25 protein-coding genes are annotated in these 22,589 nt (G+C 51.4%); 7 read left to right on the plus strand and 18 right to left on the minus strand.

Annotation, left to right across the window (positions count from 1 at the left end):
- The first annotated feature begins 43 nt into the window (after positions 1–43).
- Complete coding sequence (locus EQM06_RS11140) at positions 44–2,581, plus strand: cation-translocating P-type ATPase (protein WP_018214001.1); 2,538 nt, start codon at positions 44–46, stop codon at positions 2,579–2,581.
- 58 nt (positions 2,582–2,639) lie between these two features.
- Here EQM06_RS11140 and EQM06_RS11145 read toward each other — a convergent pair whose 3' ends face one another.
- The gene (locus EQM06_RS11145; RefSeq protein ID WP_018214002.1) at positions 2,640–3,101 is read right to left on the minus strand and encodes a cupin domain-containing protein; all 462 of its coding nucleotides are present in this window, start codon (positions 3,099–3,101) and stop codon (positions 2,640–2,642) included.
- A gap of 227 nt (positions 3,102–3,328) precedes the next feature.
- Positions 3,329–3,667, minus strand: a complete 339-nt coding sequence (locus tag EQM06_RS11150; protein ID WP_230974964.1) for a (4Fe-4S)-binding protein — start codon at positions 3,665–3,667, stop codon at positions 3,329–3,331.
- Between the two features lie 29 nt (positions 3,668–3,696).
- Here EQM06_RS11150 and EQM06_RS13525 point away from each other — a divergent pair, with 29 nt between their 5' ends.
- From EQM06_RS13525 to EQM06_RS11180, 6 genes are all read left to right on the plus strand, one after another.
- A complete protein-coding gene (locus EQM06_RS13525; RefSeq protein WP_230974965.1) occupies positions 3,697–3,855 on the plus strand; it encodes a helix-turn-helix domain-containing protein in 159 nt (52 codons plus the stop codon).
- Positions 3,856–4,165: 310 nt separating this feature from the next.
- The gene (locus EQM06_RS11160; RefSeq protein ID WP_018213991.1) at positions 4,166–4,513 is read left to right on the plus strand and encodes a hypothetical protein; all 348 of its coding nucleotides are present in this window, start codon (positions 4,166–4,168) and stop codon (positions 4,511–4,513) included.
- 385 nt (positions 4,514–4,898) lie between these two features.
- Positions 4,899–5,720 carry a helix-turn-helix domain-containing protein gene (locus EQM06_RS11165; RefSeq protein WP_018214004.1) on the plus strand — a complete coding sequence of 274 codons (822 nt, stop codon included), beginning with the start codon at positions 4,899–4,901 and terminating at the stop codon, positions 5,718–5,720.
- A gap of 3 nt (positions 5,721–5,723) precedes the next feature.
- Positions 5,724–6,194: a VOC family protein gene (locus EQM06_RS11170; RefSeq protein ID WP_018214005.1), complete on the plus strand. Its 471-nt coding sequence runs from the start codon at positions 5,724–5,726 to the stop codon at positions 6,192–6,194.
- A gap of 65 nt (positions 6,195–6,259) precedes the next feature.
- Positions 6,260–6,466 (plus strand): hypothetical protein, encoded by a 207-nt coding sequence (locus EQM06_RS11175; protein WP_018214006.1) that lies wholly within the window; start codon positions 6,260–6,262, stop codon positions 6,464–6,466.
- 54 nt (positions 6,467–6,520) lie between these two features.
- Positions 6,521–7,243, plus strand: a complete 723-nt coding sequence (locus EQM06_RS11180; RefSeq protein WP_018214007.1) for a DUF5131 family protein — start codon at positions 6,521–6,523, stop codon at positions 7,241–7,243.
- 177 nt (positions 7,244–7,420) lie between these two features.
- On the opposite strand, the gene EQM06_RS11185 is transcribed toward EQM06_RS11180, so the two are convergent.
- The 16 genes from EQM06_RS11185 to EQM06_RS11255 all read right to left on the minus strand — a co-directional run bounded on the left by EQM06_RS11185 (position 7,421) and on the right by EQM06_RS11255 (position 22,581).
- A complete protein-coding gene (locus EQM06_RS11185; protein ID WP_018214008.1) occupies positions 7,421–7,759 on the minus strand; it encodes a DUF3852 domain-containing protein in 339 nt (112 codons plus the stop codon).
- A gap of 70 nt (positions 7,760–7,829) precedes the next feature.
- Complete coding sequence (locus EQM06_RS11190; protein WP_018214009.1) at positions 7,830–8,300, minus strand: hypothetical protein; 471 nt, start codon at positions 8,298–8,300, stop codon at positions 7,830–7,832.
- Between the two features lie 13 nt (positions 8,301–8,313).
- Entirely contained in the window at positions 8,314–9,999 is a 1,686-nt protein-coding gene (locus EQM06_RS11195) for a hypothetical protein (RefSeq protein ID WP_018214010.1), read from the minus strand.
- A gap of 76 nt (positions 10,000–10,075) precedes the next feature.
- Positions 10,076–10,633 carry a DUF6550 family protein gene (locus tag EQM06_RS11200; protein WP_018214011.1) on the minus strand — a complete coding sequence of 186 codons (558 nt, stop codon included), beginning with the start codon at positions 10,631–10,633 and terminating at the stop codon, positions 10,076–10,078.
- Between the two features lie 109 nt (positions 10,634–10,742).
- Complete coding sequence (locus EQM06_RS11205) at positions 10,743–11,291, minus strand: hypothetical protein (protein WP_018214012.1); 549 nt, start codon at positions 11,289–11,291, stop codon at positions 10,743–10,745.
- Positions 11,288–11,686 carry a DUF4320 family protein gene (locus tag EQM06_RS11210; RefSeq protein WP_018214013.1) on the minus strand — a complete coding sequence of 133 codons (399 nt, stop codon included), beginning with the start codon at positions 11,684–11,686 and terminating at the stop codon, positions 11,288–11,290. The genes EQM06_RS11205 and EQM06_RS11210 overlap by 4 nt, the downstream gene beginning before the upstream one ends.
- Positions 11,680–12,318, minus strand: a complete 639-nt coding sequence (locus EQM06_RS11215) for a DUF3848 domain-containing protein (RefSeq protein WP_230974966.1) — start codon at positions 12,316–12,318, stop codon at positions 11,680–11,682. The genes EQM06_RS11210 and EQM06_RS11215 overlap by 7 nt, the downstream gene beginning before the upstream one ends.
- Before the next feature lie 36 nt (positions 12,319–12,354).
- Complete coding sequence (locus EQM06_RS11220) at positions 12,355–13,227, minus strand: hypothetical protein (protein ID WP_018214014.1); 873 nt, start codon at positions 13,225–13,227, stop codon at positions 12,355–12,357.
- A gap of 10 nt (positions 13,228–13,237) precedes the next feature.
- Positions 13,238–14,167, minus strand: coding sequence for a type II secretion system F family protein (locus EQM06_RS11225; protein ID WP_018214015.1), 930 nt, complete (start codon positions 14,165–14,167; stop codon positions 13,238–13,240).
- On the minus strand, positions 14,164–15,741 hold the full coding sequence (locus EQM06_RS11230) for a type II/IV secretion system ATPase subunit (RefSeq protein WP_128746470.1): 1,578 nt from the start codon (positions 15,739–15,741) through the stop codon (positions 14,164–14,166). Before EQM06_RS11230 ends, EQM06_RS11225 begins: the two co-directional genes overlap by 4 nt.
- Before the next feature lie 142 nt (positions 15,742–15,883).
- The gene (locus tag EQM06_RS11235; protein WP_018214018.1) at positions 15,884–16,699 is read right to left on the minus strand and encodes an ATPase AAA; all 816 of its coding nucleotides are present in this window, start codon (positions 16,697–16,699) and stop codon (positions 15,884–15,886) included.
- Entirely contained in the window at positions 16,699–17,529 is an 831-nt protein-coding gene (gene cpaB, locus EQM06_RS11240) for a Flp pilus assembly protein CpaB (RefSeq protein WP_018214019.1), read from the minus strand. The genes EQM06_RS11235 and cpaB overlap by 1 nt, the downstream gene beginning before the upstream one ends.
- Before the next feature lie 30 nt (positions 17,530–17,559).
- A complete protein-coding gene (locus EQM06_RS13295; protein WP_018214020.1) occupies positions 17,560–17,691 on the minus strand; it encodes a hypothetical protein in 132 nt (43 codons plus the stop codon).
- Positions 17,688–18,206 carry a prepilin peptidase gene (locus EQM06_RS11245; protein ID WP_456297962.1) on the minus strand — a complete coding sequence of 173 codons (519 nt, stop codon included), beginning with the start codon at positions 18,204–18,206 and terminating at the stop codon, positions 17,688–17,690. Before EQM06_RS11245 ends, EQM06_RS13295 begins: the two co-directional genes overlap by 4 nt.
- A complete protein-coding gene (locus EQM06_RS11250; RefSeq protein ID WP_018214022.1) occupies positions 18,133–18,363 on the minus strand; it encodes a DUF6133 family protein in 231 nt (76 codons plus the stop codon). Before EQM06_RS11250 ends, EQM06_RS11245 begins: the two co-directional genes overlap by 74 nt.
- 12 nt (positions 18,364–18,375) lie before the next feature.
- Complete coding sequence (locus EQM06_RS11255; protein ID WP_018214023.1) at positions 18,376–22,581, minus strand: S-layer homology domain-containing protein; 4,206 nt, start codon at positions 22,579–22,581, stop codon at positions 18,376–18,378.
- Between the last annotated feature and the right edge of the window lie 8 nt (positions 22,582–22,589).

Raw genomic sequence — 22,589 nt, forward strand, 5'->3', positions numbered from 1 at the left:
GCTATCAAACGACTGCCGAAAGGCTAAAACGGAGGTAACTTTTATGACAGACAAAAAGCAAAACATGGCTGGCTTAACCGCCACCGAAGCAAAACGATTGCAGGAGCAATATGGTAAGAATGAATTGACCGCACGGAAAAAAGAAAGCTTTTTCAAAAAAATCCTGCATATTATCTGCGAACCAATGTTCTTACTGCTCATTGTTGCTGCGACCATTTATTTTATTCTGGGAGAATCCAGGGATGGTGCGATTATGCTCATTTTTGTGGTGGGCATCATTAGCATTGATGTAATTCAAGAATGGAAAACCGATAAAGCCCTAAATGCCCTGAAAGATTTATCTGCCCCGCATGTCACTGTTATTCGTGATGGCAAGGAGCAGACCATTGCAAGTGCTGACCTTGTGCCCAGCGACTTAATGATGATTTATGAGGGGGTTAAAATCCCGGCAGACGGCATTATAATAAAATGTAACGACCTGTGTGTCGATGAATCTTCGTTGACCGGCGAAGCGGAAGGTGTGTGGAAAATCAACACTGAGAGTGCAGATTCAACAAGCGACTATTGGCGGCGTGATTATTGTTATGCTGGCACGCTGGTTACACAGGGCACAGCAACGGTACTGGTAGATAAAATTGGTGGCAGCACCGAATATGGAAAAATCGGTGCTAATGTTGCATCTGCACCAGAGGAACCCACACCCCTACAAAAGCAAACCGGAAGTCTTGTTAAACTATGCGCAGGAATTGCTGCAGTCTTGTTTGCCCTTGTAGGAATATTCACATGGCTAAATATTCCTGACCACAGCTTTGGCGACAGGCTGATTGAAAGCATTTTGTCGGGCATCACCCTTGCCATGGCAATGATTCCAGAAGAGTTTCCTGTCATCCTCACGGTATTTTTATCAATGGGAGCTTGGCGACTTGCCAAAAAGCAGTCACTGGTGCGCAAGTTGCCTTCAGTGGAAACGCTTGGCGCCGTATCTGTGCTATGCGTAGATAAAACAGGTACCATCACGATGAATCAGATGACCGTGCAGGATACGTGGGCTACTGATGGCAACACCATAGCACTTTGTGAAGTAATGGGTATGGGCTGCGAGACCGATGCCTATGACCCAATGGAAAAGGCAATGCTCAAGCATTGCGAAACCCTTGGAATTTTAAAGGAAGATCTTTTTGCTGGAGAACTAATCAGCGAATATGCCTTTACAAATGAGTTGAAGATGATGGGGCATATTTGGCGCAGAGATGACGGAATTACCGTTGCCGCAAAAGGGTCCCCTGAGCGTATCTTAACTATTTGTAAGCTTACAGATTTAGAAAAACAAACAGCAGAACAGAAGATCACCGAAATGTCCAAACAAGGTTTGCGTGTAATTGCAGTTGCCACTGCAAAGCTACAAAGTGAAGCAGAAATTCCTGCACAGATCACAGACTGCCATTTAACGCTTTGCGGACTGATCGGGCTTGCCGACCCACCCCGTGAAGGTGTAAAAGCAGACATCGCCGTTTGCAATAAAGCGGGTATTCGTGTTGTTATGATTACAGGTGATAATGGCATCACCGCCGCGTCTATCGCAAAGAAAATCGGTATGCAAAACAGCGACCATATCATTACAGGCGATATGCTAAGCGAAATGACCGATGAAGAACTGCGTGAAAAAGTGAAGGATGTCAGCATTTTTTCTCGTGTCATTCCTGAACATAAAATGCGTATTGTAAAAGCATTCAAAGATAACGGTGAAATTGTCGCGATGACCGGTGATGGCGTGAATGATGCACCCGCTCTCAAATATGCCGATATTGGCATTGCAATGGGTAAACGCGGCAGTGAAGTTTCCCGTGAAGCAGCAGATCTCATTCTAATGGACGACAATTTTACTACTATTGTAGAAACGGTAAAAGACGGTCGCCGTATTTATGATAACATTCGCAAGGCTGTGGGCTATGTGTTCACCATTCATATTCCCATTGCCTTTGCCTCCTTACTTGCACCAATCCTTGGCATTGCCCCCTCAGCACTGCTTTTACTTCCTCTCCACGTTGTTCTGCTCGAGCTACTCATTGACCCTACCTGCTCGATTGTACTAGAGCGTCAGCCTGCCGAAGCAGACATTATGGAGCGAAGCCCTCGAGATCCAAAGGAAAAACTGTTGACCGCAAAAACTCTAGCCAAAAGCATTTTGCAGGGACTTATCATTTTTGCGGCCTCCTTTGGAACGTATTACGTAATCCTCGATGGAAATGTTGATAATGCACCAGTTGCCCGGGCAATGGGGCTTGCAATTATCATGCTATCCAACTTGTTTCTTGTACAGGTCAATAGTTCTGATCACGATTTTACCTTTCAATCGGTAAAGCGCCTTGTGAAAGACAAAGTGATGTGGGCAGTTAACCTTGGTACACTGGCTATGCTTGGCATTATTTTGTATTCGCCACTCAATGGCTTATTAAAGTTGGCACCACTTTCTGCTTCTCTGTTATTAAAGGCTGTTATTATTGCATTTATCGCAGTGTTTTGGTTTGAGTTAGTGAAACTGGTAAAACGACAAAAACTGAAAAATGGTTCAATGCAATAAAAATAAGAGCTGCGTGAATTCTCACGTGGCTCTTACTTTTTTTACATGTATTGTGGTTTCAATCCCCCAATCTATCGGCATCTGCCTTAGTTTTGTGCACTGTGCCATGCGGATGATGTGGTGGTGCATAAATTGAATAGAGTTTTAAAGGGCATCGCCCTTTATTAACAACATTATGCCATGTTCCGGCAGGGACAAAAATAACATCATCTGCTGCTATACATTGCTGGAAATCCAATTGCTCTTTGCGGTTTCCCATCAAAGCAACACCGTTTCCTTGTTCGATACGCAAAAACTGATCAGTATCTGGATGTATCTCTAACCCAATTTCACCGCATACGGGAATACTCATCAGAGTTAACTGCAGGTGACATCCAGTCCACAATGTCGTGCGATAGTTCTGATTCCGCCCAGTTGCTTGCGAAATGTTGGTAACATAGGGATAAGGCCCATGGTCTTGTTGGCATGACTCTACGGTCTGATTTCCGCAACCCCTTCTGTTTTCATTATATCGACTCACAAAAAAACACCTCCTTTTTCAGCTTAGGTAACATCACAAAATTATAAATTGCATAGCATTACCCTTATATATCTTATGCGATTGGATTAATAGGGTGATTGAATCCTGAGGGTAATTACACTTAAACCCCTCTCGATGATATTAATCCTGGATACAAAGATAGGCTTACAACCTTTTTAATAAAGTAAATAAGGAGCTACATCACGTTGTGATATAACTCCTTATCTTTATTGTTCCGAATATTCTATTGCATGAACCGGACATGCCTTTATTACACTTTGGAGTTTTTCATAATCAAGAGCCTGTTTATCATATGCTTTGACAACAGCTTTTTTCCCTTGCATTATAAACAGTGTGGGATAGTTCTTTGCACAAAGGGTACAGCCCATACAGGCATCCTTGTTAATATGGAGGCCGGGCTTAGCCAGCATTTCTCCCGGTAGATCCTCATCCCGAATAATTTTTGCCGAAATCCATGAGAAGATGATTATGGCAAGTACAGTGAGCGCCCAACGAATGGCCATGAACTTGGGACCTAAAAACTTTGCTTCATTACCTTCTGGCACTTTCTACCCAGCAAAAATCGGAATCTGTTTTGCTACCTATCACAAAAAAGCAGCTTGCTGACTACTTCGGTGTACAACGCCCCTCACTTTTCAGGGAACTGAAACGAATGAAGGACGAAGGCTTAATTGAGATTGCAAACAAAAAAATATATATCAAATTTATCAGTGAGCCATGGTATTTTTCTTAAGAAGCTTTACCCTTATTTTAGATTATGAAATTAAGCCGTTGCATCTTTATCTTGATGCAACGGCTCCTGCTTTGTCTACATCCCCAAAATCGTCCAGAGTATCCTTGCAAAAGGATGGCGAACGGACTTTTTCATAGTATCTGTGTCCTTTCCATTGTTCATATTTGTTTAATTGAAAGTTCCGCTTTACTATGGTAAACTCACTTTATATATCTGCCGTGTAAAACTTTTGTGAAACGGTAGCATGGGAAATTAACGCTCGGTGAGCAAGTTTTATATAATTTATATAATGTGTGAGGTGGTGCAATAAATGTTTAATGAAATTTGTATCTATGAGGCAAAGATTGAAAAGCAAGAGGAAATTGAGCAACTTATGAAAGAGGTTGCCGCCTTTTATATGGAGCAGGATGGTGTTATTGAAGTTAGATATATCAAACGCACCCACCGCCAAACAGATTTTAATGCCGTTAAAGAAGGGGCATTGCCTGTTCGCCTCACACGCAATGTAGGCAAAGTCACTTATGTTTTACATTGGACTGTTAGAGATGAAGAAACTCACGCAAGGGTGTCAAAGTTAGGGTTAGAGCATTTTTACAAGCGATGGAACAGATGCTTAACCACTATGCCAAAAATTATTTTGGGTGAAAACATTGTGTAAGGGTATGAGCACACCCTCTGTTAGTGGTTTAACTTCACCTACACAATAAAATCTGACTTATCACGAATTTGAGCCGTTGCATCTTACTTGACGCAACGGCTCTTGCTTTGTCTACATGCCAAGAATAGTCCAGTCAATGCTTGCATATAGACGGTGAACGGATTTTAATTTTCATAGCACCGAACCCCTCCCTGTTGTCTATATTTAATTAATTGAAACTTCCATTTTGCTATGGTAAACTTATTTTATATATTTACCGAGTAAAACTTTTTTGAAACGGTAGTGAGGAAAAATTTGCCCCGAAGGGGTGTATTTATATTTGCTTGATTCGCATTAGGCGGATAAACATAATGAAAACTTTACTTTGAAGATGAGGGGGAATAATTTGATTATAAAAGATAACAAGCAATTCAATATATTCCCCTCGCATGTGGGGCTGAGAAAATATATTCAATATTACAACGTCGTATTTCCATCGAATAATACATTTACCGCACAATATACGCTTATGCCTAACGCTTGCGGAACATTGTCGCTTGCTTTTGACGGAAACGCAGTCATTGCTGAACTGTGGGGAGCATCTTTAACCCCGGTATTGTTAGGAATGGAACCAAATAGTTATCATGTCCTATTGCTTGTACAACTTTCTCCCTATGGTTTGTATCAAATTACTCGTCAAAGCCAAGCGGAGTTTGCAGATAAACGACTGACGCTTGAGGATATTGACAATGAGCTGTTTTATTCGCTGCATCAGGCTTTTGTAGCATCAAAAACTGTATCCGATTTGGTGAATACTTGTGAGGAAATTTTATACCGACGCATGGAAAAGCATGTTGTTTCGGACTCTTTGGTGTTGGCAACCAAAGTGATTTCTGATAATTATGGACAAATACAAGTGAAAGAAGTTGCCAGACAATCCCATTATAGTGGGCGACAGCTAAACCGCTTGTTTCTTGTGCAAATTGGGATGAATGTTAAGGACTTTATACGCTTAACTCGCTTTAATTATGTATTAAAGCACATTCAAAAATCGCCTTGCTTTTTTGCGGCATTGTCGCAACAAGCTGGATATTTCGACCAAGCCCATTTTGATAAAGATTTCAAGGCTATCAGTGGCGTTACCCCACAAAAGTATCTGAAAACAATGTCGGATTTTTACTATGACGGCACAGAGATATACGATACACTATCCTCAAAGGGGGATTGAAAAATGAAATATCAAGGTTGTCTTTTAGCGGTTAAGGATATAGCCGCATCGAAACATTTTTATGAAAAGGTGCTTCATCAAAACGCGGTAATGGATATTGGCGTACATGTGACCTTTGAGGGGTTTTCTCTGCAACAAGGATATGCCGAACTCGTTGGCATATCAGTCGATAGCGTGAAAGAGCAATCGCACAACTTTCAAGTTTATTTTGAAGTGGAAGATTTAGACAAGGTATACGCCAAACTAAAAAGCATATCCAGTTTGCAGTGGGTACACGAAATCAAAGAATACCCGTGGGGGCAGCGTGATATTCGGGTATATGACCCCGACAAGCACATTGTAGAAATTGCAGAGGATATGACCACGGTTATCAAACGCTTTTTTAATCAAGGCATGTCGGCAGAAGAAGTTGCTACACGCACAATGTTCCCTCTTGAGGTTGTAAAACAGTATGCGTTAGGCTTTAGTATGTGATACACGGCGGCTTTGGTAAACCAAAGCCGCTATTTTATTCCAAACAAGATTGGAGGAGACGGACAATGAGTAAATATGAGCCGCTTTGGAAGGCGATAGGTCAACGCACGGAGAACAGCTTCGCGCTGACCTATGCCGAGATTGAACAGATTCTGGGCTTTCCCATCGACCACGCCTTTTTAACCTTCAAGAAGGAGCTGCCCGTCTACGGCTATGAGGTGGATAAGATCTCCATGAAGGCACAGACGGTGACGTTCAAACGCTGCACTTGACAAGCGGTGCGTTTCTGCCATCATCGGCTTCACCCATCCAAGAGGAGGAATACTATGAACTGGGAGCCATGGACAGGCTGTTACAAGATAAGTGATGGCTGTACAAATTGCTATTTTTATGGGCCGTATGCAAAACGCTATGGTCAAAGCACAATACAAAAAACAGATAAATTTGATTGGCCCGCAAGGAAAAATGCAAAGGGAGAATACAATATCAAAGGCAACAAAATTCTTCCAACCTGTTTTGCGACTGACTTTTTCCTGCCAGAAGCAGACGAGTGGCGTAAAGACATTTGGGCTATCATCAAGGAAAGAACAGATATTGATTTCTTGATTTTAACAAAGCGAATTGACCGTTTCCCCCAATCGCTTCCGTCTGATTGGGGTACAGGCTATGACAATGTGAATATTGGCTGTACTGCCGAAAATCAAACACTCGCCGATTACAGGCTTCCGCTCTTTTTATCCTATCCGATAAAGCGGCGCTTTATTGCCTGCGCCCCACTTTTAGAAGCGATAGATTTAACACCATATCTTGATGGCATAGACCATGTTACCGTTGGCGGCGAAACAGGACGAGAAGCCCGTATGTGCGATTATGATTGGGTACTTAATATCCGTGAACAATGCGTAACAGCAGATGTAACCTTTTGGTTCAAGAATACAGGCTCACTTTTCAAACGTGACGGTGTAGTGGAAAAAATAAATCCATTTAAGCAAAACAGTGTGGCAAAAGAGCTCGATATTGATATTTCAGATGGGAAAAGGTTGTTCTGATCAAATCAATGGAGTAAAGCATTATTGCCTATTTTGTTTAACAAATATTCTGTATGAACCAAATGAGCAGACAGCTTATTGAGACTAAATCGGTTCTACCAAAACTAATCACGATTACTATGAAAATATGGGCAAACCTTGCTATCAGGCTCGGGTTGCCTACTTTTTGTTTTACAGTCACATCCCGAGTATAGTCCAGATATAGGTCGGCGCCGTGAGAGTGAACACCAAGCAGGCGAACAGAATGGCGGGCGCCGCCCACTCAAACTGCCCATGTTTGCGATAATCGAAGTACGCCATCCCAAGTTTGGCAAAGAAAAACACCGCCAGAATCAAGTCGATTGCAGGGAACACCACCTTGTTGACCACCGTCTTGATTTGCCCGGAGGCATCGTTCCACGTTCCCTCAATCGCCCCGGCCACGTCGCCGTTTGCCGCAAAAGCGGTTGTGCCAAACAGCAGGCTTACCATGAGAACGAGCGTGAGTGCCAGCGCGATTTTTTTATATCTTTTCATAAAGACCACCTTTCCGAAATGAGGAACAAGGCCGCAGGATCGCTCCCGCCGCCTTGTTCTTTTTCTGTTTTTATAGCTGCATGGTCATGTCCATGCCCGGAGTCTGTTCCTCCAAAAGCGGAGCTACCGCAAGCACTTGCGGGTTTTGGTAAAACTTCAGGTCGCCCCGAAATCCTTTTTTCAGCGCACTGAATTCCTTCGCTTGTGCAAGGAGCTCAGCGGAACAGCCGGGCGGCAGCTCCTGATTCCAGCGCACCCAATCGCCGTTCTGATAGCGCGGCTCCAGCTGGAGAATCACATAATCCTCCGGCACAAAAGCGGGGTATTTCCGCCAGAAGCCCTGCACATCCACGTAAGGATGCCCCTCCTGCATGACGGTCATTTCCATAAGCCGCAGGGTATCTGCAAGAGAGGTGCAGAACCAGCACTCCCGATCTCCGAACCGCCGGATGCGGCCATCCTTGAGAATTGCCTCCAGCCGATCCGTTTTTGTGTAGTGGTACACGCTGCCTTTTGGAGCCTCAATGCGTTCATATGCCATCCTCGTCCCTCCTTTACGGCTGGATGGGACCGGCGTGCCAATCCTGCCACAGATTGCCGCGGATAGTCAGGCTGTCGGTCAGGTTGGCGGACAGCATCCCATCGGGCGTCCACGCATCTATGAGCCATGTGTTGACGGTATAGGCGCCGTCCAGCATCCAGATGGGGCTGAAATGAGTCCGATTCTTGTAGGTGGAATAGGGATTTTTCTGAAATTCAAACCGCCCCGATCCCATACGATCCAAGAGCCGCCAGTAGGCTTCGTAGCCGAATTCAGGGAAATAGCTGACCGCATTCTGCGGCTGGGTAACCGCCGAGCTTTGGCTGGAGCTGACACTCCCGGTGACGGTCTGGTTGATACCGTATCCTGACTTCATAACTCTTCCGCTGGCGGTGGGATTTTTATCATCGCACTGGATGCTCATGGCTGCGGTTAGACTGGCGCTGTAGCGATCCAGATCAAATTCCCACCATCCATGGTCACACCAGTATCCGTCCTCATCATCCCCATGCCATACCCAATATTCCTGCCACCACGGGCGCCAGACACTCCAGCTTGCCGTGCTTTTCACCGCTCTGCTTGGAACAGAAGTGCGGGAGAAGCTGTCATTGCGGTCATCGGCTACGGGATTGGGCGGCGGGTTCTTATCAAGGTCAACGATTTTTACGTTGAGGGTCGTTTTCGCCGTGCTGCCGGGGCCGGACACCGTCACTTCAATGGTCATGTTCTGCTCGGTATCAGGGGTTCTCCATTTCACCCACGCAAGCTGGCTGTCGCCTTCAGGGTAATAAACATTGCCCACGTTGTAGGTCTGGCCGCCAATGTTGAAGCTGACACGGGTGGGGCTGTCAGGGTCGGACTGGCCACCGCTGATGCGCACCGCCGTGATGACGTCGGTGTTGACCCGGTACTCATAATCGTAGGCGTCAATCTGCGGTTCCTCCGGCTTTTCCTCAAAGCGGACGATGCCAAGCCCAAGGCTGGACTTGATATCCGCATTGGTGGCGGCGCTGGTTTTGCTGCCTCCCCATGCGGGATAGCCGAGATCGCTTACCTCCAGGAACATGGCCAGCGGCAGATTCTTGTGGGTTAGGGATACCATGCGCCGCCTTAACAGGCCGCTGGTCTGCTCATCATAGAGCGCCGCTTCAGTAGCGGTGGTGGCAAACATATTGCCCTCAAATTTATAAAAGGCAAAGGGTTCAAGGAGCAACTTGTACTCACCGCCAATCAGAACATCGTAGTCCATGCCAGTGTGATTTGCGATGAGTTGCACCAAAAACTCAGAGCAAAAGTATTTCTTGAGTGCATCAATATTATTGCTGCCATTGGTACTGATAACTTTTGGAATTGCCTGAGGTGGTTTTATGGTGGTATAACCGCCTTGGACAGCTTGCAAGTTCCTGCCATTGTTGTACTGTATTTTGCTGACCTTTCCGAAATGATAAATCGAAGATGATGGGGACTTATTGCTTAAATCAATGGGAGTAGTAACTACCGCATGGTCGCTTGCGCGAACCACCGTGACACGTACACCTTCATTACCGGGACTCCATGAATTGGTGCTGGTTCCCTGACCCATCCCGCCGCCACCGCCGTCAATGTTTCCGCTGCCGCCGGTGTCGGCAAGCGCAGTCATCGGGCAGAGCAGACACAAAACGAGGAACAGCGGCAGGGCTCTCAAAAGTAATTTTTTCATTTTGCCCTCCTGTGTTTTTGCAAAATAAAAGCACGGTATTTTTCAACCGTGCTCTTGGGATATATTGTATTAAGTTTTAGTCCATCGTACCGACTTGCTTGTTGATGTCGCCATCGCTTTTTCCCTCAATCACTTGATTTTCGCCCAAGTTTGGCACGTTATCAAAGCCAGGAATGCTGTTTCCGCCATTGCTGGGTTTAGAGGAGGATTCCTGTTTCGGGGTTTCCTTCGGCTGTTCCACCTTGTCATGGTCGACTGCCGCGGGAGGCTCGGTGACCTTTTCGCCGTTGGGCTTCTGTGTGGGGTCTTGAAGCTGTTCCTCGGTATATTCCGGCTTGCTCACATCGCCCTGAATGGTCTGCTCCGTGCCGCTGGAAACCGCGCCGTTGTCGGTGCTCACCGGCTGGGTGGTATCGGGCGGAGTTACGGTGACCTCTTTTTCTTTCTCTGTGCTGTCCGGCCCGGACGGGTCTACCGTCACATCGCTCACCTCGGAGCTTTGGGACGGGAGGGGCGCATCCACCGGATTGGGTGTCTGGAACCGCTGCCCGATCAGCACCACCAGTATCACGCAGAGGGCAAGTCCCCCGGCGACAGCCAGCCACTTCTTCATTTTGGGATTCATATTTTTCATAAGAGCATCCTCCTATTTACCATATTTTGATAAGCCTCTTGTTATTTCACACCCTACCATGAACGTTTCCGGAAGTCTACTGTTATTATAGAAAACTTTTTGATAACAGTCAAAATTTAGGCGTGTATCCGGCGCTGGTCTTGACCTTGATGGTCATGGGCGGCAGCAGCTTCCCGCCAAAGGATACGGGAACCTCCAGCAGAATGGTGCTGTCCGCTTCAAAACGGGCGGAAGCTTGGTCACCCGATGCAAGAGGCGCGTTTCGGATGTCCACCTCCAGATTCCAGACCTTAAACTCCAGCTTGCCGTCCGGCGTGCGCTTTTCATGGTATCCGCTGCTATAAGAGAGTCCAAGGATGTTGTCCAGCCGGTCATAAATATCGCCGTAATCGAGACTTTCCTCGAAATCTCCGGCATAGGGCTGGTAAGCGCCCGAATAGCCCTCCCGCACACCGTGGTACACATCATCGTAATTCTCCACCACGGTGGAGATGACGGCGGCCTGCACTGCATCCCGCACACCCTGCGCCACAATCATCAGACGGAAGTATTCTGAAATGCCCGTGAAGATCATGACCAGCGACAGGGTAATTGCGATAATGAGAGGAAAGCCCGCACCGTCTTTTCTCCGTAAAATTTGCTTGATTTTATCCGTCATTTCCAGTAAACCTCGCTCTTTCCCGCCGCATCTGCTCTCAGCGTAATCGGGAACGAGCCGAAGCCGCCAAACAGCCCGATGTTGGTTTGGTAGGTGACCGTTACCGTGACTTCCTCATTGAGCTGGATTCTGCCGGTTTCAGACCATTCCACGCTGGGAGAAAGCCCTGTCTTTTCCCGCAGAAGCTGCTCACGGCGGCTGGTTTCGCTGCCCACCTGTCCGGCAATTTCGGCCTCCCGGATGAGCTCCGTGGCGAAGGTGTCCAGCTGCTGCTTTTGGATGTAGACGGGGAACACCTTCACGGCAAGGGCAATAACCAGCATGGCGCACAGCACCAGCACGGCCACGTCGATATAGCCCTCGCCGCGCTTGTTTTTCAGGATTTTTCTCAGCACATGGTCACCCCCCGCTCAAAGGGCCCCTGCTCCTGCCGGGGTTCCGGGTTGTGGTCACTTAAGATACGCCATGCGCCCTTGCTGAAATCAGCAGTGCAAATCTCCTGCTCCAGCAGTTCATCCGCGGGGACATCTCTGGCAAATTCAGCGCTGCCGGGGTTTCCTTTCACACTCTGGCCGGAGAGCAGAAGCTGTGCAGTTTCCGGCGTCAGGTACACATAACCGCCGGGCGTCATCATGTCAAACGCTGCGTTCGGGTGCGCTTCAATAAATTCCCGCACCGTGATTCTCACTTCCTCCGCAGAAACAGGCGCATATTCCGGGTCGAGGGTATACTCTGCTTCCGATTCGCCCTTGTCCCACAGCGTCCAAAGGGCATGGGTGAGTTCCTCGCTGAAATCCACGGTCTGCTCGGATATCCACTGATCCTTTACCACCTCCAGCGGGTTTTCGAAGCGCAGGAGGTATTCCATATAGTCAGCCGAATAGCTGCTGCCGGATAATTCTCCGTACACAAACTTCACAGCGGCAATTTCACTCGCCAACTCTACCAGCTCAGAGGCCGGTTTCTGCTGCCATTCCTTTCGATACTGCGCCATGCCTCTGTCCAGCTTTTTCCGCAGAAGCGTCATCATTTCCTGTTCTGTCATCTGGTTTACACCTCCCTGTTAGAACATCCCGGAAAGGGATGTGATGATTTCATAGACAATAATCGCCATGTAGGTCATGAGAAAGCACATGAGCATGGCAAAGGAGAACACCCGGATTTTCGGCGGGATCTTCATGGCCTGCGCTTTCAGCCGCTGAAGCTCCAGCTGTTTCATATCGTGGGCCAGCATCTGAAAATACATCCCGCCGTCGTCCCCGCGCAGTACGCCGATCAGCCCTCTGGTAATATCCGAGAGCATGGGCGAATTGAACCTTGCCTCAAAGCGGGTTAACGCCGCCTCATAGCTGGAGGAACGCATATCCGCCGTGAGGATGTCCAGCTCCGCCGCAAAGTCCTCGCCTGCGTTTTTCTTGAAATTCTCCAGCATGGACAGCACATCCCGGCTGGCTTTCAACTCCTGAGTGACGGTCTCAACGAAACGGGGCAGCTCCTGTTCGATTTTTCCGCGCTTGGCTGCCAGCGCCTCGTCCGCCTTGCGGATTTCCTTGAAATAGACCAGCACGGCGGTAAACAGTACAATGGGCGCCAGCAATGGCAGAACCATCAGGCAGGGAATGATACACAGCCCGATAGCCGCCGCCTTCACAATAGCCGTTGCGGTGAACAGCTCCGGTGAGTCGGAAAGCCCCGCCGCCGACAGCACATTTGTCATCCGGCTTCTCTTGTACGCATCCATGCGGATATACCGGGAGAGCCGGACGGCGGCGTTCCGCAGCAGGGCATCGGTGGTTTTGGGCTTGGCCTTGGCCTGCTTTCCTGCTGACAGCATCGCCTTTTGGGTTGCAAGGGTGGGCAGATGCAGCAGATCGGCGGCAATGAAAAAGAGTCCCGCCGACAGGAGGACTCCAAATAAAAACAGATAGATTGTCATGGGTTCCTCCTTATCTTCGATATTCGATGGGCTGGGTGAGCTTGATCACAAACGCCGTGGAAATGAAAATCACGGCAGCGCAGATGGTCAGGATTACCTGCCCCAGCGGGGTATGCATCAGGGTGTGGTACCAGTCCTGATTCAAAAAATACAGGAGCGGAATGTTGCCTATGACAAGGACCACCATGGTGATGAATTCCTTTCTCGGTTCGAACACCATGGTTTCCAGCTCACCGTTGACCACCCGCATATCACTAAGCTTGCTGACAATAGGCGTCAGGGTGGTTTTCAGGCTGCGGTCGTGCTGACAGGCAATGAGGGCGTCGCACCATTCCTGAAACACCGTGTTGTCAATTCTCATTTTCACATCATGGAGCGCCGCCGTCACATCGGGGTCAACCAGCCGCACACGGGACACAAAGCTCTGAAATACCGACAGCACCGGCGGGTTCAGGTACGGGAGATTTTCCTCCACCGCCGTCAGAATGTCCTCGTTTCGGAGGTAGGCCGTGGTGATGATACTGAGCGCCGTTTCCAGCTCCGCCGCAATGTCCTTTTTGAAGTGGCTGGCCGTGAGCTTCACCCACCAGAACGGCAGGAGCATACAGCCCGCCGCCATGACAGGAACCAGAAAAAAGTTCGAGAGCATCACGGCCACGGACGCGCCCACGGCAAAGAACAGCAGGGACAAGGCACAGAGCATGGGAAAGCGTGCCGATCTGCCGGTGACCTTGAGGATAGACTGCACCTCGGCAAGCTCCCGGCGCAGATAGGATTTCTTTTTCCTGCGGATGGTTTCATTGACCTCATCCCGGAGGGCTTTGGGCTGATCAGTCAGCCTGCCGAAGATGGCGGTTGTAAACGCCATGGGTGTCAGCCCAAGCAAAATAAAAGAGCCTGCAATCATTCCAATGCAGGCGATTAACAGTACCGTCATCATGCGATTTGTGCCTCCTTTCTCCTCAGGCTCTCAATGACCGCCTGCGGCATACCGTTTTCCAGAAGCCGCTTGGCAAGGCTGTCCGAGATGGTATTGACTTGCTCGTGGTGCCCCTCAATGATGAATTTGCCGTCCTCCATGCGGTTTTCGGTGATGACATACTGGAACAGCGGGCGGAAACGCCTTGTGCCGTCGGGCAGGATTTCGCATTCCTGAATCTCCATCATGCGGCGCTGCTTGTTTTCCAGCTGCTTGCAGAACACCACAATGGGATAGGCTTCGGTGACATAGTCCATGAGGGTCGCATCGGACATATCCACGGCGCGCTTGCACAGGGACACCATGCGGCGATAGGTGGCTTCGCAGGAATTGGAGTGGATGGTGGTCAGCACCGCCACGCCGGTTCGGGCGGCCTCCTGCGCCGCGTTTGCCTCCGCGCCGCGCATCTCGCCCACCACGATGATGTCCGGGTTGAAACGGAGGGCATAGTCTAAAAGGTTGGTCTGGTCGATGCGCTGGCGGTCATTGTCGCTGTCACGAGTCAGGGTGTGGATGACCGAATTGACCACCTTTCCGTCCTTTTCTCTGACGAGAGCCAGCTCACGGGAGCCGTTTTCAATGGTATAGATTCTCTTGTTGTCCGGTACGGTGGTCAGCACCCAGCCTGCCACGGTGGTTTTACCGGAGCTGGTGGCGCCCGCCACGCAGACCGAGATGCCGTAACGGACACAAAGGGATAAAAAGTCCAGCATAGGGTCTGTCGCCGTGCCGCTTCGGACAAAGTCCTCTTTTTTCATGCTCTGCGGGTTTACGATACGGATGGAGGCCGCCACACCCACATCCTCGTCCACAATGGGGCTTTTCAAGACGGCAATACGGATATTTTTACTGAGATGCCCCAACACGATGGGGCTGGCGTTATCCAAAACCATGCCGCTGATGTGGAGCATCCTTCGAATCACATTGACAGCGTGCTGGGGGCTTTCAAAGCGTTCCTCCAGCTTGACGGTGCGGCCGTCGGAATACTGCACCTCAATGTCTTTCCACGAATTGATGTCAATTTCCTCAATGCCGCTCCCGAAGATGTATTTGGTCAGAAATCCAAACTCCGCCATTTCGGTGTAGAGGGCGTCCGCCAGCTTGCCGCCGCTCATGCCGTTTACCGAGACACGGCGGTCCTGGACGTACTTGGTGATGTAGCGTTTGAGCTGCGCCTTGGCATCCTCGCCGCCTGCGGTGATGAGGGTGCTGTAATGTTCGGAGATGTACTCCTGCACCTCGGCAAGCACCGAGGAGAAATCCTTTCCCTCCGTTTCCGGGGTAAAGAACAGACCATGCGCACGCAGCGTGCGGTTGTCACGCAACGGCGCGGCTTCCTGCTCATCCGGCGGATTCAAAACATCCACATCGGAACCGAACTGCAAGTTTGCAAACCTCTCAGCCGTGGGTTCGGAGGTATTTCCGACTTCGGTGATCAGCTCTGGTTCTGTGGATAACGGATGACTGCCGTTTTTTTCTGTGCGTGCCGCCTTATTCTGAAATGCCGGTGCGCTTCGTTTTTTGCCCAACTTCATATGCCGAACACCTCCTTTTGGCGCGCGCAGCTTTTGCGAAAGCTGCATGGTTCGCTTTGCTCACAGTGCGCCTCACGGGTGGGAACCAGTTCCCCCCGTGTGCCCCCCATGCTCTCCGAGGGGGATTTGGAACGATAGCTTTTCATATACCAAATACCTCCCTTGTAATTTTTTCTATTTCCTTGCGGAATTGGCGGCTGTCCTTTAAGGACAAATCTGCCAGCAGATTCCCGGCAAGGTACTGTTCCTCCAGCTCCGGCGAGTGGGTCAGGGTAAAGGCTACGGAGCCCAGCGCCTGTCCGATCTGCTCCCCGGCCTGCCGGGGCTTCACGTTCCCGGCAACCTTGTACTGCTTCTCCGCATCCCATTTGGAATCCCGGAGCAATGGGAGCTGACTGGAAAGATAGCTTACGGATTTCAGATCGGCGTTTGCAAGGCGCAGGACGCTGTCGGCCTCCATGAGCGCCACGGCGGAAAGGATGTCGTTGGCGATATAGCTGCCGCAGTCCGCCACCACGAAAGGGGCGATTTTTCGCAGATTATCCAGAAGTTCTTGTGCCTGAGTCTGCTCATAGGGCGGGTAGGTGTACTCGTTCTCACCCTTTTTCATGCCGAGGACGGTGAGGTATTTGTGCTTTTTCAGCGTCACCAGATTGTGCTTGATGAGCGGCTCCGTCACATGGGCGGCGGCAAGAATACTGCCCAGCGAATGCTCGCCCTGAAGCTCCGAGGGCGGGCAGATGCAGGGCAGCATGGGGGCGGTCATATCGCAGAGAAGAAGCACCACGTTTTTCTTCCGGTCGGCAAGGTGCTTTGCAAGCTTCACGGCAGTGACGGTCTTTCCGCTGCCGGGGGAGCCCCAAACGGCAAGGATTCCTTCCTGCGGCTCCTGCTCCGGCGAGGCATCCTCCTTTGGCACTTGGCGGGTGAAGATGCCCTTTTTCTTAAAGTTCAGCATCACTGCACCTCGCTTTCCGCAGGCGCTTCGGATGCAGTGCTTTCCTCCGGTTCCTGAGATTCAGGAGCGCTGTCCTGCACCGGCTCCGCGGGATACAGTGCCGCAACGACCTTGTCCTGCGCCTCGATAAACTTGGCGCTGTTGGCGGGTGTGCCGCGGTAAACAAGGGACAGGTGGAGCTTGCCGTCCGATTCCAGCTCTGCCAGCACCTTGCTCTGTTCGGGGGATACCAGCAGGGTCACGGTTGCAGGAAGTTCTTTTTCATTCTCCGCCGAAGGCGAATCGGGTCCAGCGTCACGCTGGTTGGCGTCATAGCCGCTGCCTGCGGTGACGGCGATGACCTCCACATATTTCAGCTCGGCGGGGATCACGGTGGAGCCCTGCTTTTTGTAATCCGGGGCGATCACCGACACAATATCGCCGCTTTCCAGCTTGCCGGACAGTCCGTTGGCAAAGCTCTTGATGGTGACCGACATGGCCTGCTTGGTGCCGTCCAGGTTGTACAGATAGGTATTTTCTGCCGCCGGGGTGTCGGATAGCTTGGTGTTTAAGATATAGTCACCAACGGAAAGATCGGCGGTGGCGTACTTGCCCACAACGGATTCGCTCTGGCGAAGAACATTTTCGGGCAGTCCGAAGCCGCCCACTTCCGCGGTCTGCACCATCTCCTTGGTGATTTCCTCGCCTGCCTTGATTTCCTTCACGACGCGGACGATTTCGGTTTTCTGGCTGACCGACTGGTTAAACAGCGGCGTCACGCCGAAGCAGATAAGCAGGGACAAAAGAATGCAGATCACTCCGACCACCGTGCGGTTTTTGAAAAGGCTCATAGATTTTTCCTCCTTGATTTCATGGTGATTTTAGAAACTGGAGCTGTATCTGCGGTGTTTCACTGCTTTCACAGCCTTGGGGATCAGGGCGGCGGCCAGCGTAACGGCGGCGATACCGGCAGCGACGAGGGCCTTTTTTCTGCTGATATGGATTTTTTTCATGAGACAATTCCTCCTAAAATTTTTGAAATGGTTACGGCAAGAAAGCCGAGGGACAAAAACGGCGCCATAGGCAGAGATGCCTGTGACGCTTTCTGCGGCTCCAGCTTGCGAAGCCGTCTGATGAGCTGGTTTATGAGATAAAAAAAGAGGGATGCCGTCAGGCCGAGCAGCAGCCCGGCCGTGCATCCCACAAAGCCCAGCACCATGCCTGCGGCGGCTGTGAGCTTGATATCCCCGCCACCGATGCCCTCCGGCTTGTACAGGGCGGCAAGCAGCAGGGGCAGTGCCGCAAGGACGCCTAAAAGATTGACGGGGCTGAAATCAATCAGCCCCGTCAGTGCAATCAGGAGGCAGATGCTGTCCGGGATAATCCGCTTGCGGAGATCCCACACAGAAGCCGCCAGCAGCAGACAGAAAAAAAGCACCGCCTGAAGGGTGCTATCAGCCTGCATAGTTGAACATTTCCTTAATGCGCTGCACAAGGGTGGGCAGCACCGTTTCCCCGAACAGAGCATACAGCCCCGCAAGGAGCAGAGCGCCCAAGACCACGGCAATCAGGATTTTGATGGCGGTGTCAATGTATCCGTCCCCGCGGCTGCCGGAAAGGACGCGGCGGGTTCTGGCGGCGGTCATGACCGCCTTGCTTTTCAGCTTGCAAATGAGATGCTTCATGGATGTTCCCCCTTATTCAAAGTGGTACGTCACCGAGTAGGTGATGTTGGATTTGTTGTACATGCACGAGTGGTTGGTATAATAATAAAACTCCAGCTGCGTGTATACGCCTGCGCCGAGGGTACGGGTGAAGGTGATGCCGTTGGAGGTGGTGCCGTAGTCCAGCTGATCCCACTGGCCGGTCAGCTTGTTGTAGCCGCGCACCCTGCCGAAGTCGGAGCCGCTGTGCCCGCTGACGGGCGGCACCGTAAAGGTGTATTCGGTGATGGTGGCGCCTTCGATGCCGTTTTCCATGATCACGGAATCCGGGCCTGTGAGCGTCATGCCACCGCCGCCGTTGGAATCCGCCACAAAGAAAACGATAGCGGCCCACGGGGACTCGGCGCCTGCGGAATCCACCGCCTTGACACGCACCACGTTCTTTCCGCGGGGGTAGGTCTGGGTTTCGGCGTTTCTGCCCTCCCAAATCAGGGTGACTGGGTCGCCGTCCGGGTCGGAGCTGGCTGCCGTGATGGTGACCGGCGTTCCCGGTGCCACACTGTTGCCGTTCGGCGTTCGGGTAATCATCGGCGCTGTCGGGGCGGAGTTTGCCACGGTAAAGGTCTTGGATACCCAATCGGAATACAGCCCGGTAGCATCTTTGGCGCGAACACGGACGGTGTGCGTGCCAACGGCATAGTAGCCGTCCGCCGCCTTGTTGTCCCATTCCAGTGTAGTGGGATCGCCATCCGAGTCAGAGGCTGTTGCGCTGATATTCACAAGGAATTTGCCGCTTTGGGCTGTACGGGTCGGAGTGGCAGTCAAGGTAACCGTAGGCGCGGAGCTGGTGATGGTGAAGGTCTTTTCCGTCCAAGGGGAATATGCTCCGGCAATGTCCTTGGCACGGACTTTTACGGTATGGGTGCCGGGCGCATAGTAGTTGTCTGCCGCCTTGTTATCCCATTCCAGCATGGTGGTATCGCCGTCCGCATCCGCTGCCTTTGCACTGATATTGACGAGGAATTTGCCATCTTTCACCGTGCGGGTCGGCTCGACAGTCAGGGTTACGGTGGGCGCGGCATTGGTCACGGTGAAGGTCTTTTCCGTCCATGGGGAATACGCCCCGGCGATATCCTTGGCACGAACTTTTACGGTATGGGTACCGGGCGCATAGTAGCCATCCGCCGCCTTGTTGTCCCATTCCAGCGTGGTGGCGTCACCGTCCGTATCCGCTGCCTTTGCACTGATATTGACGAGGAATTTGCCATCTTTCGCCGTGCGGGTCGGCTCGGCGGTCAGGATAACGGTTGGCGCGGCATTGGTCACGGTGAAGGTCTTTTCCGTCCACGCAGAATACGCCCCGGCAATGTCTTTGGCACGAACTTTTATGGTGTGAGTACCCGGCGCATAATAGCTGTCGGCCGCAGTATCCGCATACTCCAAGGTCACCGCATCCCCATCGGGGTCTGTGGCACTGGCGGTGATGTTCACAAGAAACTTGCCGGCCTTGGCGGTACGGGTGGGTACGGCTTCTACCACAGGGACATTCGGCGCGGTGTTGGTGACCGTGATGCGTTCCGAATGGGTGGTGACACGCGCTTCGCTGTCGGTGATAGAGGCGGTCAGGGTAAATGTGCCGGTGTCATGGATAGCGATTTTGCCGCCGTCATTGCCGAGGGTGCCCTGATACTGTGAGGGATTGCCGTCCTTTTGTAGTGTCCATACAACGGAATAGCTGCCGAGGTGCCGGACATCCTTTGCGGCAACTTCAAACTCCGTGCCGTAGTGAACAGCCTGCGGCATGGTAAATGCATATTGCACCACAGGGTGGATGCGAATGTTTTCGCTGTGGGAATATCTGCGTTTCAGGTAATCGGTCATGGCAGCGGTGAGAACATACTCGCCGTCGCCCTTAAAGGTAATCTTGCCGCCCTGGGGGGTGAGGCTGCCGTCAAACGCCTCGGAGAGCGGAATGCTCTTGCCGTCCTTGCTGACGGACCACTCCACCGGCAGAACCTGATTGTTGCCGTGGGTTCTGAGGTCGATGGCGGTATCGGTATAGGCAAATTCGGGAAGCTCAAAGCCGATGGTCAGCACAGGCAGAACCTCGCATTTGTCATGGCTTTCGTACAGAAATACACGGCCGGTTTCATCGGTGACTCTGGCTGCCAGCTCATAGACACCGGCCCGTTTGAAGCGGATCGTGCCGCCGCCGTTTGTGAGCGTTCCGTCCACATAGGTCGGCCAGTCCTGAAATCCGTAGGTGTTGTCCACCAGCCATTCGACGGTGAGGCCGTCCAAATCAGTGGTTTCGGTTTTGACCGCAATATCCGTATCGGTGTGAACATACTCCGGCAGGCTGTAGCTGACGGCAGGCACAGGATACACCTTGAAGCCCTGCTCGTAGCGGTAGGTTCTGCCACCGTCGTCGGTGAATTCCGCTTTCAGAACATAGCTGCCCTTGGCATGAAACTTCAGCTCACCGCCGCTGTTGCCCAGCGTACCCTCCACCGCATCGGTGAGGGATACTTCTTTTCCGTCACGGAGCAGCGTCCAATTTGCGGTATGGCTGCCGATTTCCCCGAACACTGCCTCCACCATCACGGTGCTGTCGGTGTGGAAGATTTCCGGCAGATAGAAGCCCGCCGAACCTACCGGGTAGACGGTAATATGGGCGGTATCGGAAAACACTCTGCCGGTATCGTCGGTGACAGAGGCGGTCAGCGCATACACACCTTTTTCCTTGAATCGGATGCTACCGTCAGCAGGATTTCCTTCGATCCATGTGTCGGTTTCGGCAGGCTCGCCGTTCCGGGTCAGGGTGTAGGCCACTGTGAGGCCGTCCGTTTCTTTTGTTTCTGTCTTGAGCGCCACGGTTTTATCCGTATGAGAAACGGTTGGGAGTGTCAGCTTGACCTCCGCTACCGGGTAGACCGTGATGCTATCCTGTGCGGTGATAACCTTGCCCAGCTCATCCGTAATCGAGGCGGTCAGCTTGTATACGCCCTTTTCCTTGAACAGCACCGTGCCGCCGGTGGAATCCAGCGTTCCGGTGAGAGCCGTTTCGATATCGACGGCAGTGCCATCCTTTTCGAGCGACCATACCACCGCATTGGTACCGAGGTTTTCGGTCATCAGCTTCACCGCCACGGATTTGTCGGTATGGGTGGTTTCGGGCAGAGCGAACGCCGCCGTCACAACCGGGTAGATGCTGATGGTCTGCTCATGGGTCACCGTGACGCCCCGGCTGTTTTTGGCCGTGGCAATCAGGGTGATGCTGCCGGTCTGCATAAATTTCACTTTACCGCCGTTGTGGTCAAGGGTACCGTCTGTCAGCTCTGAAAGCTCGGCAGGCAGATCGTTTTTCAGGGCTGACCATGTCAAATCGCTTACATACCGGCTTTCCGGCTTGATTTCAATTTCATCGGCAGTATACGCGGTTTTGGGCAGTGTAAATGAAAACTGCGGGGCGGGAACATAGGAAGAACCGCCACCGGAACTGCTGCCGCCAGAACTGCCCCCGCCGGAATTCCCATCGGAGGGCTTATCCTCCGGCTTGGTGGGAACAGTCGGCTTGGGCGGTTCTTCCTTCTTGATTTTTTCTTTGGCCTTTTCCGTATCCACCAGCATTTCAAAGGCTTCGGCGCGGGTGGCCTTTCCGTCCGGCTTGACCGTGCCGTCCGGGTAGCCGTCTACGATACCGTATTCCTTGCCGGTGCAGATGCTGGATTTGTCCGATTCGGAAAGCGTATCGTCGTCGGAAAAGCCGGTGACGCAGGAGCAGGAGGCGTCATGCTCGCCCTTGCCGATGGCACGCACCAGCATGCGGATCATCTCCATGCGGGTGATGGGCTGATCCGGTAAAAACTTCGTGCCGAAATCGTCCTTTTGGATGATTCCCGCAATAATGAGCGCCTCAACATCCTGCTCCGACCAATGTCCGGCAATGTCGGTGAAGCGAAGGGTGACCTCGCTTTCCTCCGGCTCCGGCAGCTCCATGGTTCTGGCAACCAAGGCGGCGAATTCCCCTCTGGTGATGATTTCATCCGGGTGCGCCAGCCCGTCGGGGTAGCCGCTGATGACGCCTTTTTCCGTCAGGATCTGAATGGCTTCCTCCGCCCAATGCCCCTTGGCATCCTCAAAATACCGGTTTACCGCATAGGCGCTGCCCGCAAGCAGGGAAAGCACAAGGCAGACAGTGAGGGCAAGGCACAGCGGCCGTTTCATTTTCTTATTCATAAGCGCCT

The organism is Aminipila luticellarii (genome assembly GCF_004103735.1).
Taxonomy (GTDB): domain Bacteria; phylum Bacillota; class Clostridia; order Peptostreptococcales; family Anaerovoracaceae; genus Aminipila; species Aminipila luticellarii.

Excerpts from the sequence above, each read along its gene's own strand:
- EQM06_RS11140 (WP_018214001.1), top strand. The coding sequence starts at position 44 with ATGACAGACAAAAAGCAAAACATGGCTGGCTTAACCGCCACCGAAGCA.
- EQM06_RS11160 (WP_018213991.1), top strand. The coding sequence starts at position 4,166 with ATGTTTAATGAAATTTGTATCTATGAGGCAAAGATTGAAAAGCAAGAG.
- EQM06_RS11170 (WP_018214005.1), top strand. The coding sequence starts at position 5,724 with ATGAAATATCAAGGTTGTCTTTTAGCGGTTAAGGATATAGCCGCATCG.
- EQM06_RS11175 (WP_018214006.1), top strand. The coding sequence starts at position 6,260 with ATGAGTAAATATGAGCCGCTTTGGAAGGCGATAGGTCAACGCACGGAG.
- EQM06_RS11180 (WP_018214007.1), top strand. The coding sequence starts at position 6,521 with ATGAACTGGGAGCCATGGACAGGCTGTTACAAGATAAGTGATGGCTGT.
- EQM06_RS11185 (WP_018214008.1), bottom strand. The coding sequence starts at position 7,759 with ATGAAAAGATATAAAAAAATCGCGCTGGCACTCACGCTCGTTCTCATG.
- EQM06_RS11190 (WP_018214009.1), bottom strand. The coding sequence starts at position 8,300 with ATGGCATATGAACGCATTGAGGCTCCAAAAGGCAGCGTGTACCACTAC.
- EQM06_RS11195 (WP_018214010.1), bottom strand. The coding sequence starts at position 9,999 with ATGAAAAAATTACTTTTGAGAGCCCTGCCGCTGTTCCTCGTTTTGTGT.
- EQM06_RS11200 (WP_018214011.1), bottom strand. The coding sequence starts at position 10,633 with ATGAAAAATATGAATCCCAAAATGAAGAAGTGGCTGGCTGTCGCCGGG.
- EQM06_RS11205 (WP_018214012.1), bottom strand. The coding sequence starts at position 11,291 with ATGACGGATAAAATCAAGCAAATTTTACGGAGAAAAGACGGTGCGGGC.
- EQM06_RS11215 (WP_230974966.1), bottom strand. The coding sequence starts at position 12,318 with ATGACGCTTCTGCGGAAAAAGCTGGACAGAGGCATGGCGCAGTATCGA.
- EQM06_RS11220 (WP_018214014.1), bottom strand. The coding sequence starts at position 13,227 with ATGACAATCTATCTGTTTTTATTTGGAGTCCTCCTGTCGGCGGGACTC.
- EQM06_RS11225 (WP_018214015.1), bottom strand. The coding sequence starts at position 14,167 with ATGATGACGGTACTGTTAATCGCCTGCATTGGAATGATTGCAGGCTCT.
- EQM06_RS11230 (WP_128746470.1), bottom strand. The coding sequence starts at position 15,741 with ATGAAGTTGGGCAAAAAACGAAGCGCACCGGCATTTCAGAATAAGGCG.
- EQM06_RS11235 (WP_018214018.1), bottom strand. The coding sequence starts at position 16,699 with ATGCTGAACTTTAAGAAAAAGGGCATCTTCACCCGCCAAGTGCCAAAG.
- cpaB (WP_018214019.1), bottom strand. The coding sequence starts at position 17,529 with ATGAGCCTTTTCAAAAACCGCACGGTGGTCGGAGTGATCTGCATTCTT.
- EQM06_RS13295 (WP_018214020.1), bottom strand. The coding sequence starts at position 17,691 with ATGAAAAAAATCCATATCAGCAGAAAAAAGGCCCTCGTCGCTGCCGGT.
- EQM06_RS11245 (WP_456297962.1), bottom strand. The coding sequence starts at position 18,206 with ATGCTCTGTTCGGGGAAACGGTGCTGCCCACCCTTGTGCAGCGCATTA.
- EQM06_RS11250 (WP_018214022.1), bottom strand. The coding sequence starts at position 18,363 with ATGAAGCATCTCATTTGCAAGCTGAAAAGCAAGGCGGTCATGACCGCC.
- EQM06_RS11255 (WP_018214023.1), bottom strand. The coding sequence starts at position 22,581 with ATGAATAAGAAAATGAAACGGCCGCTGTGCCTTGCCCTCACTGTCTGC.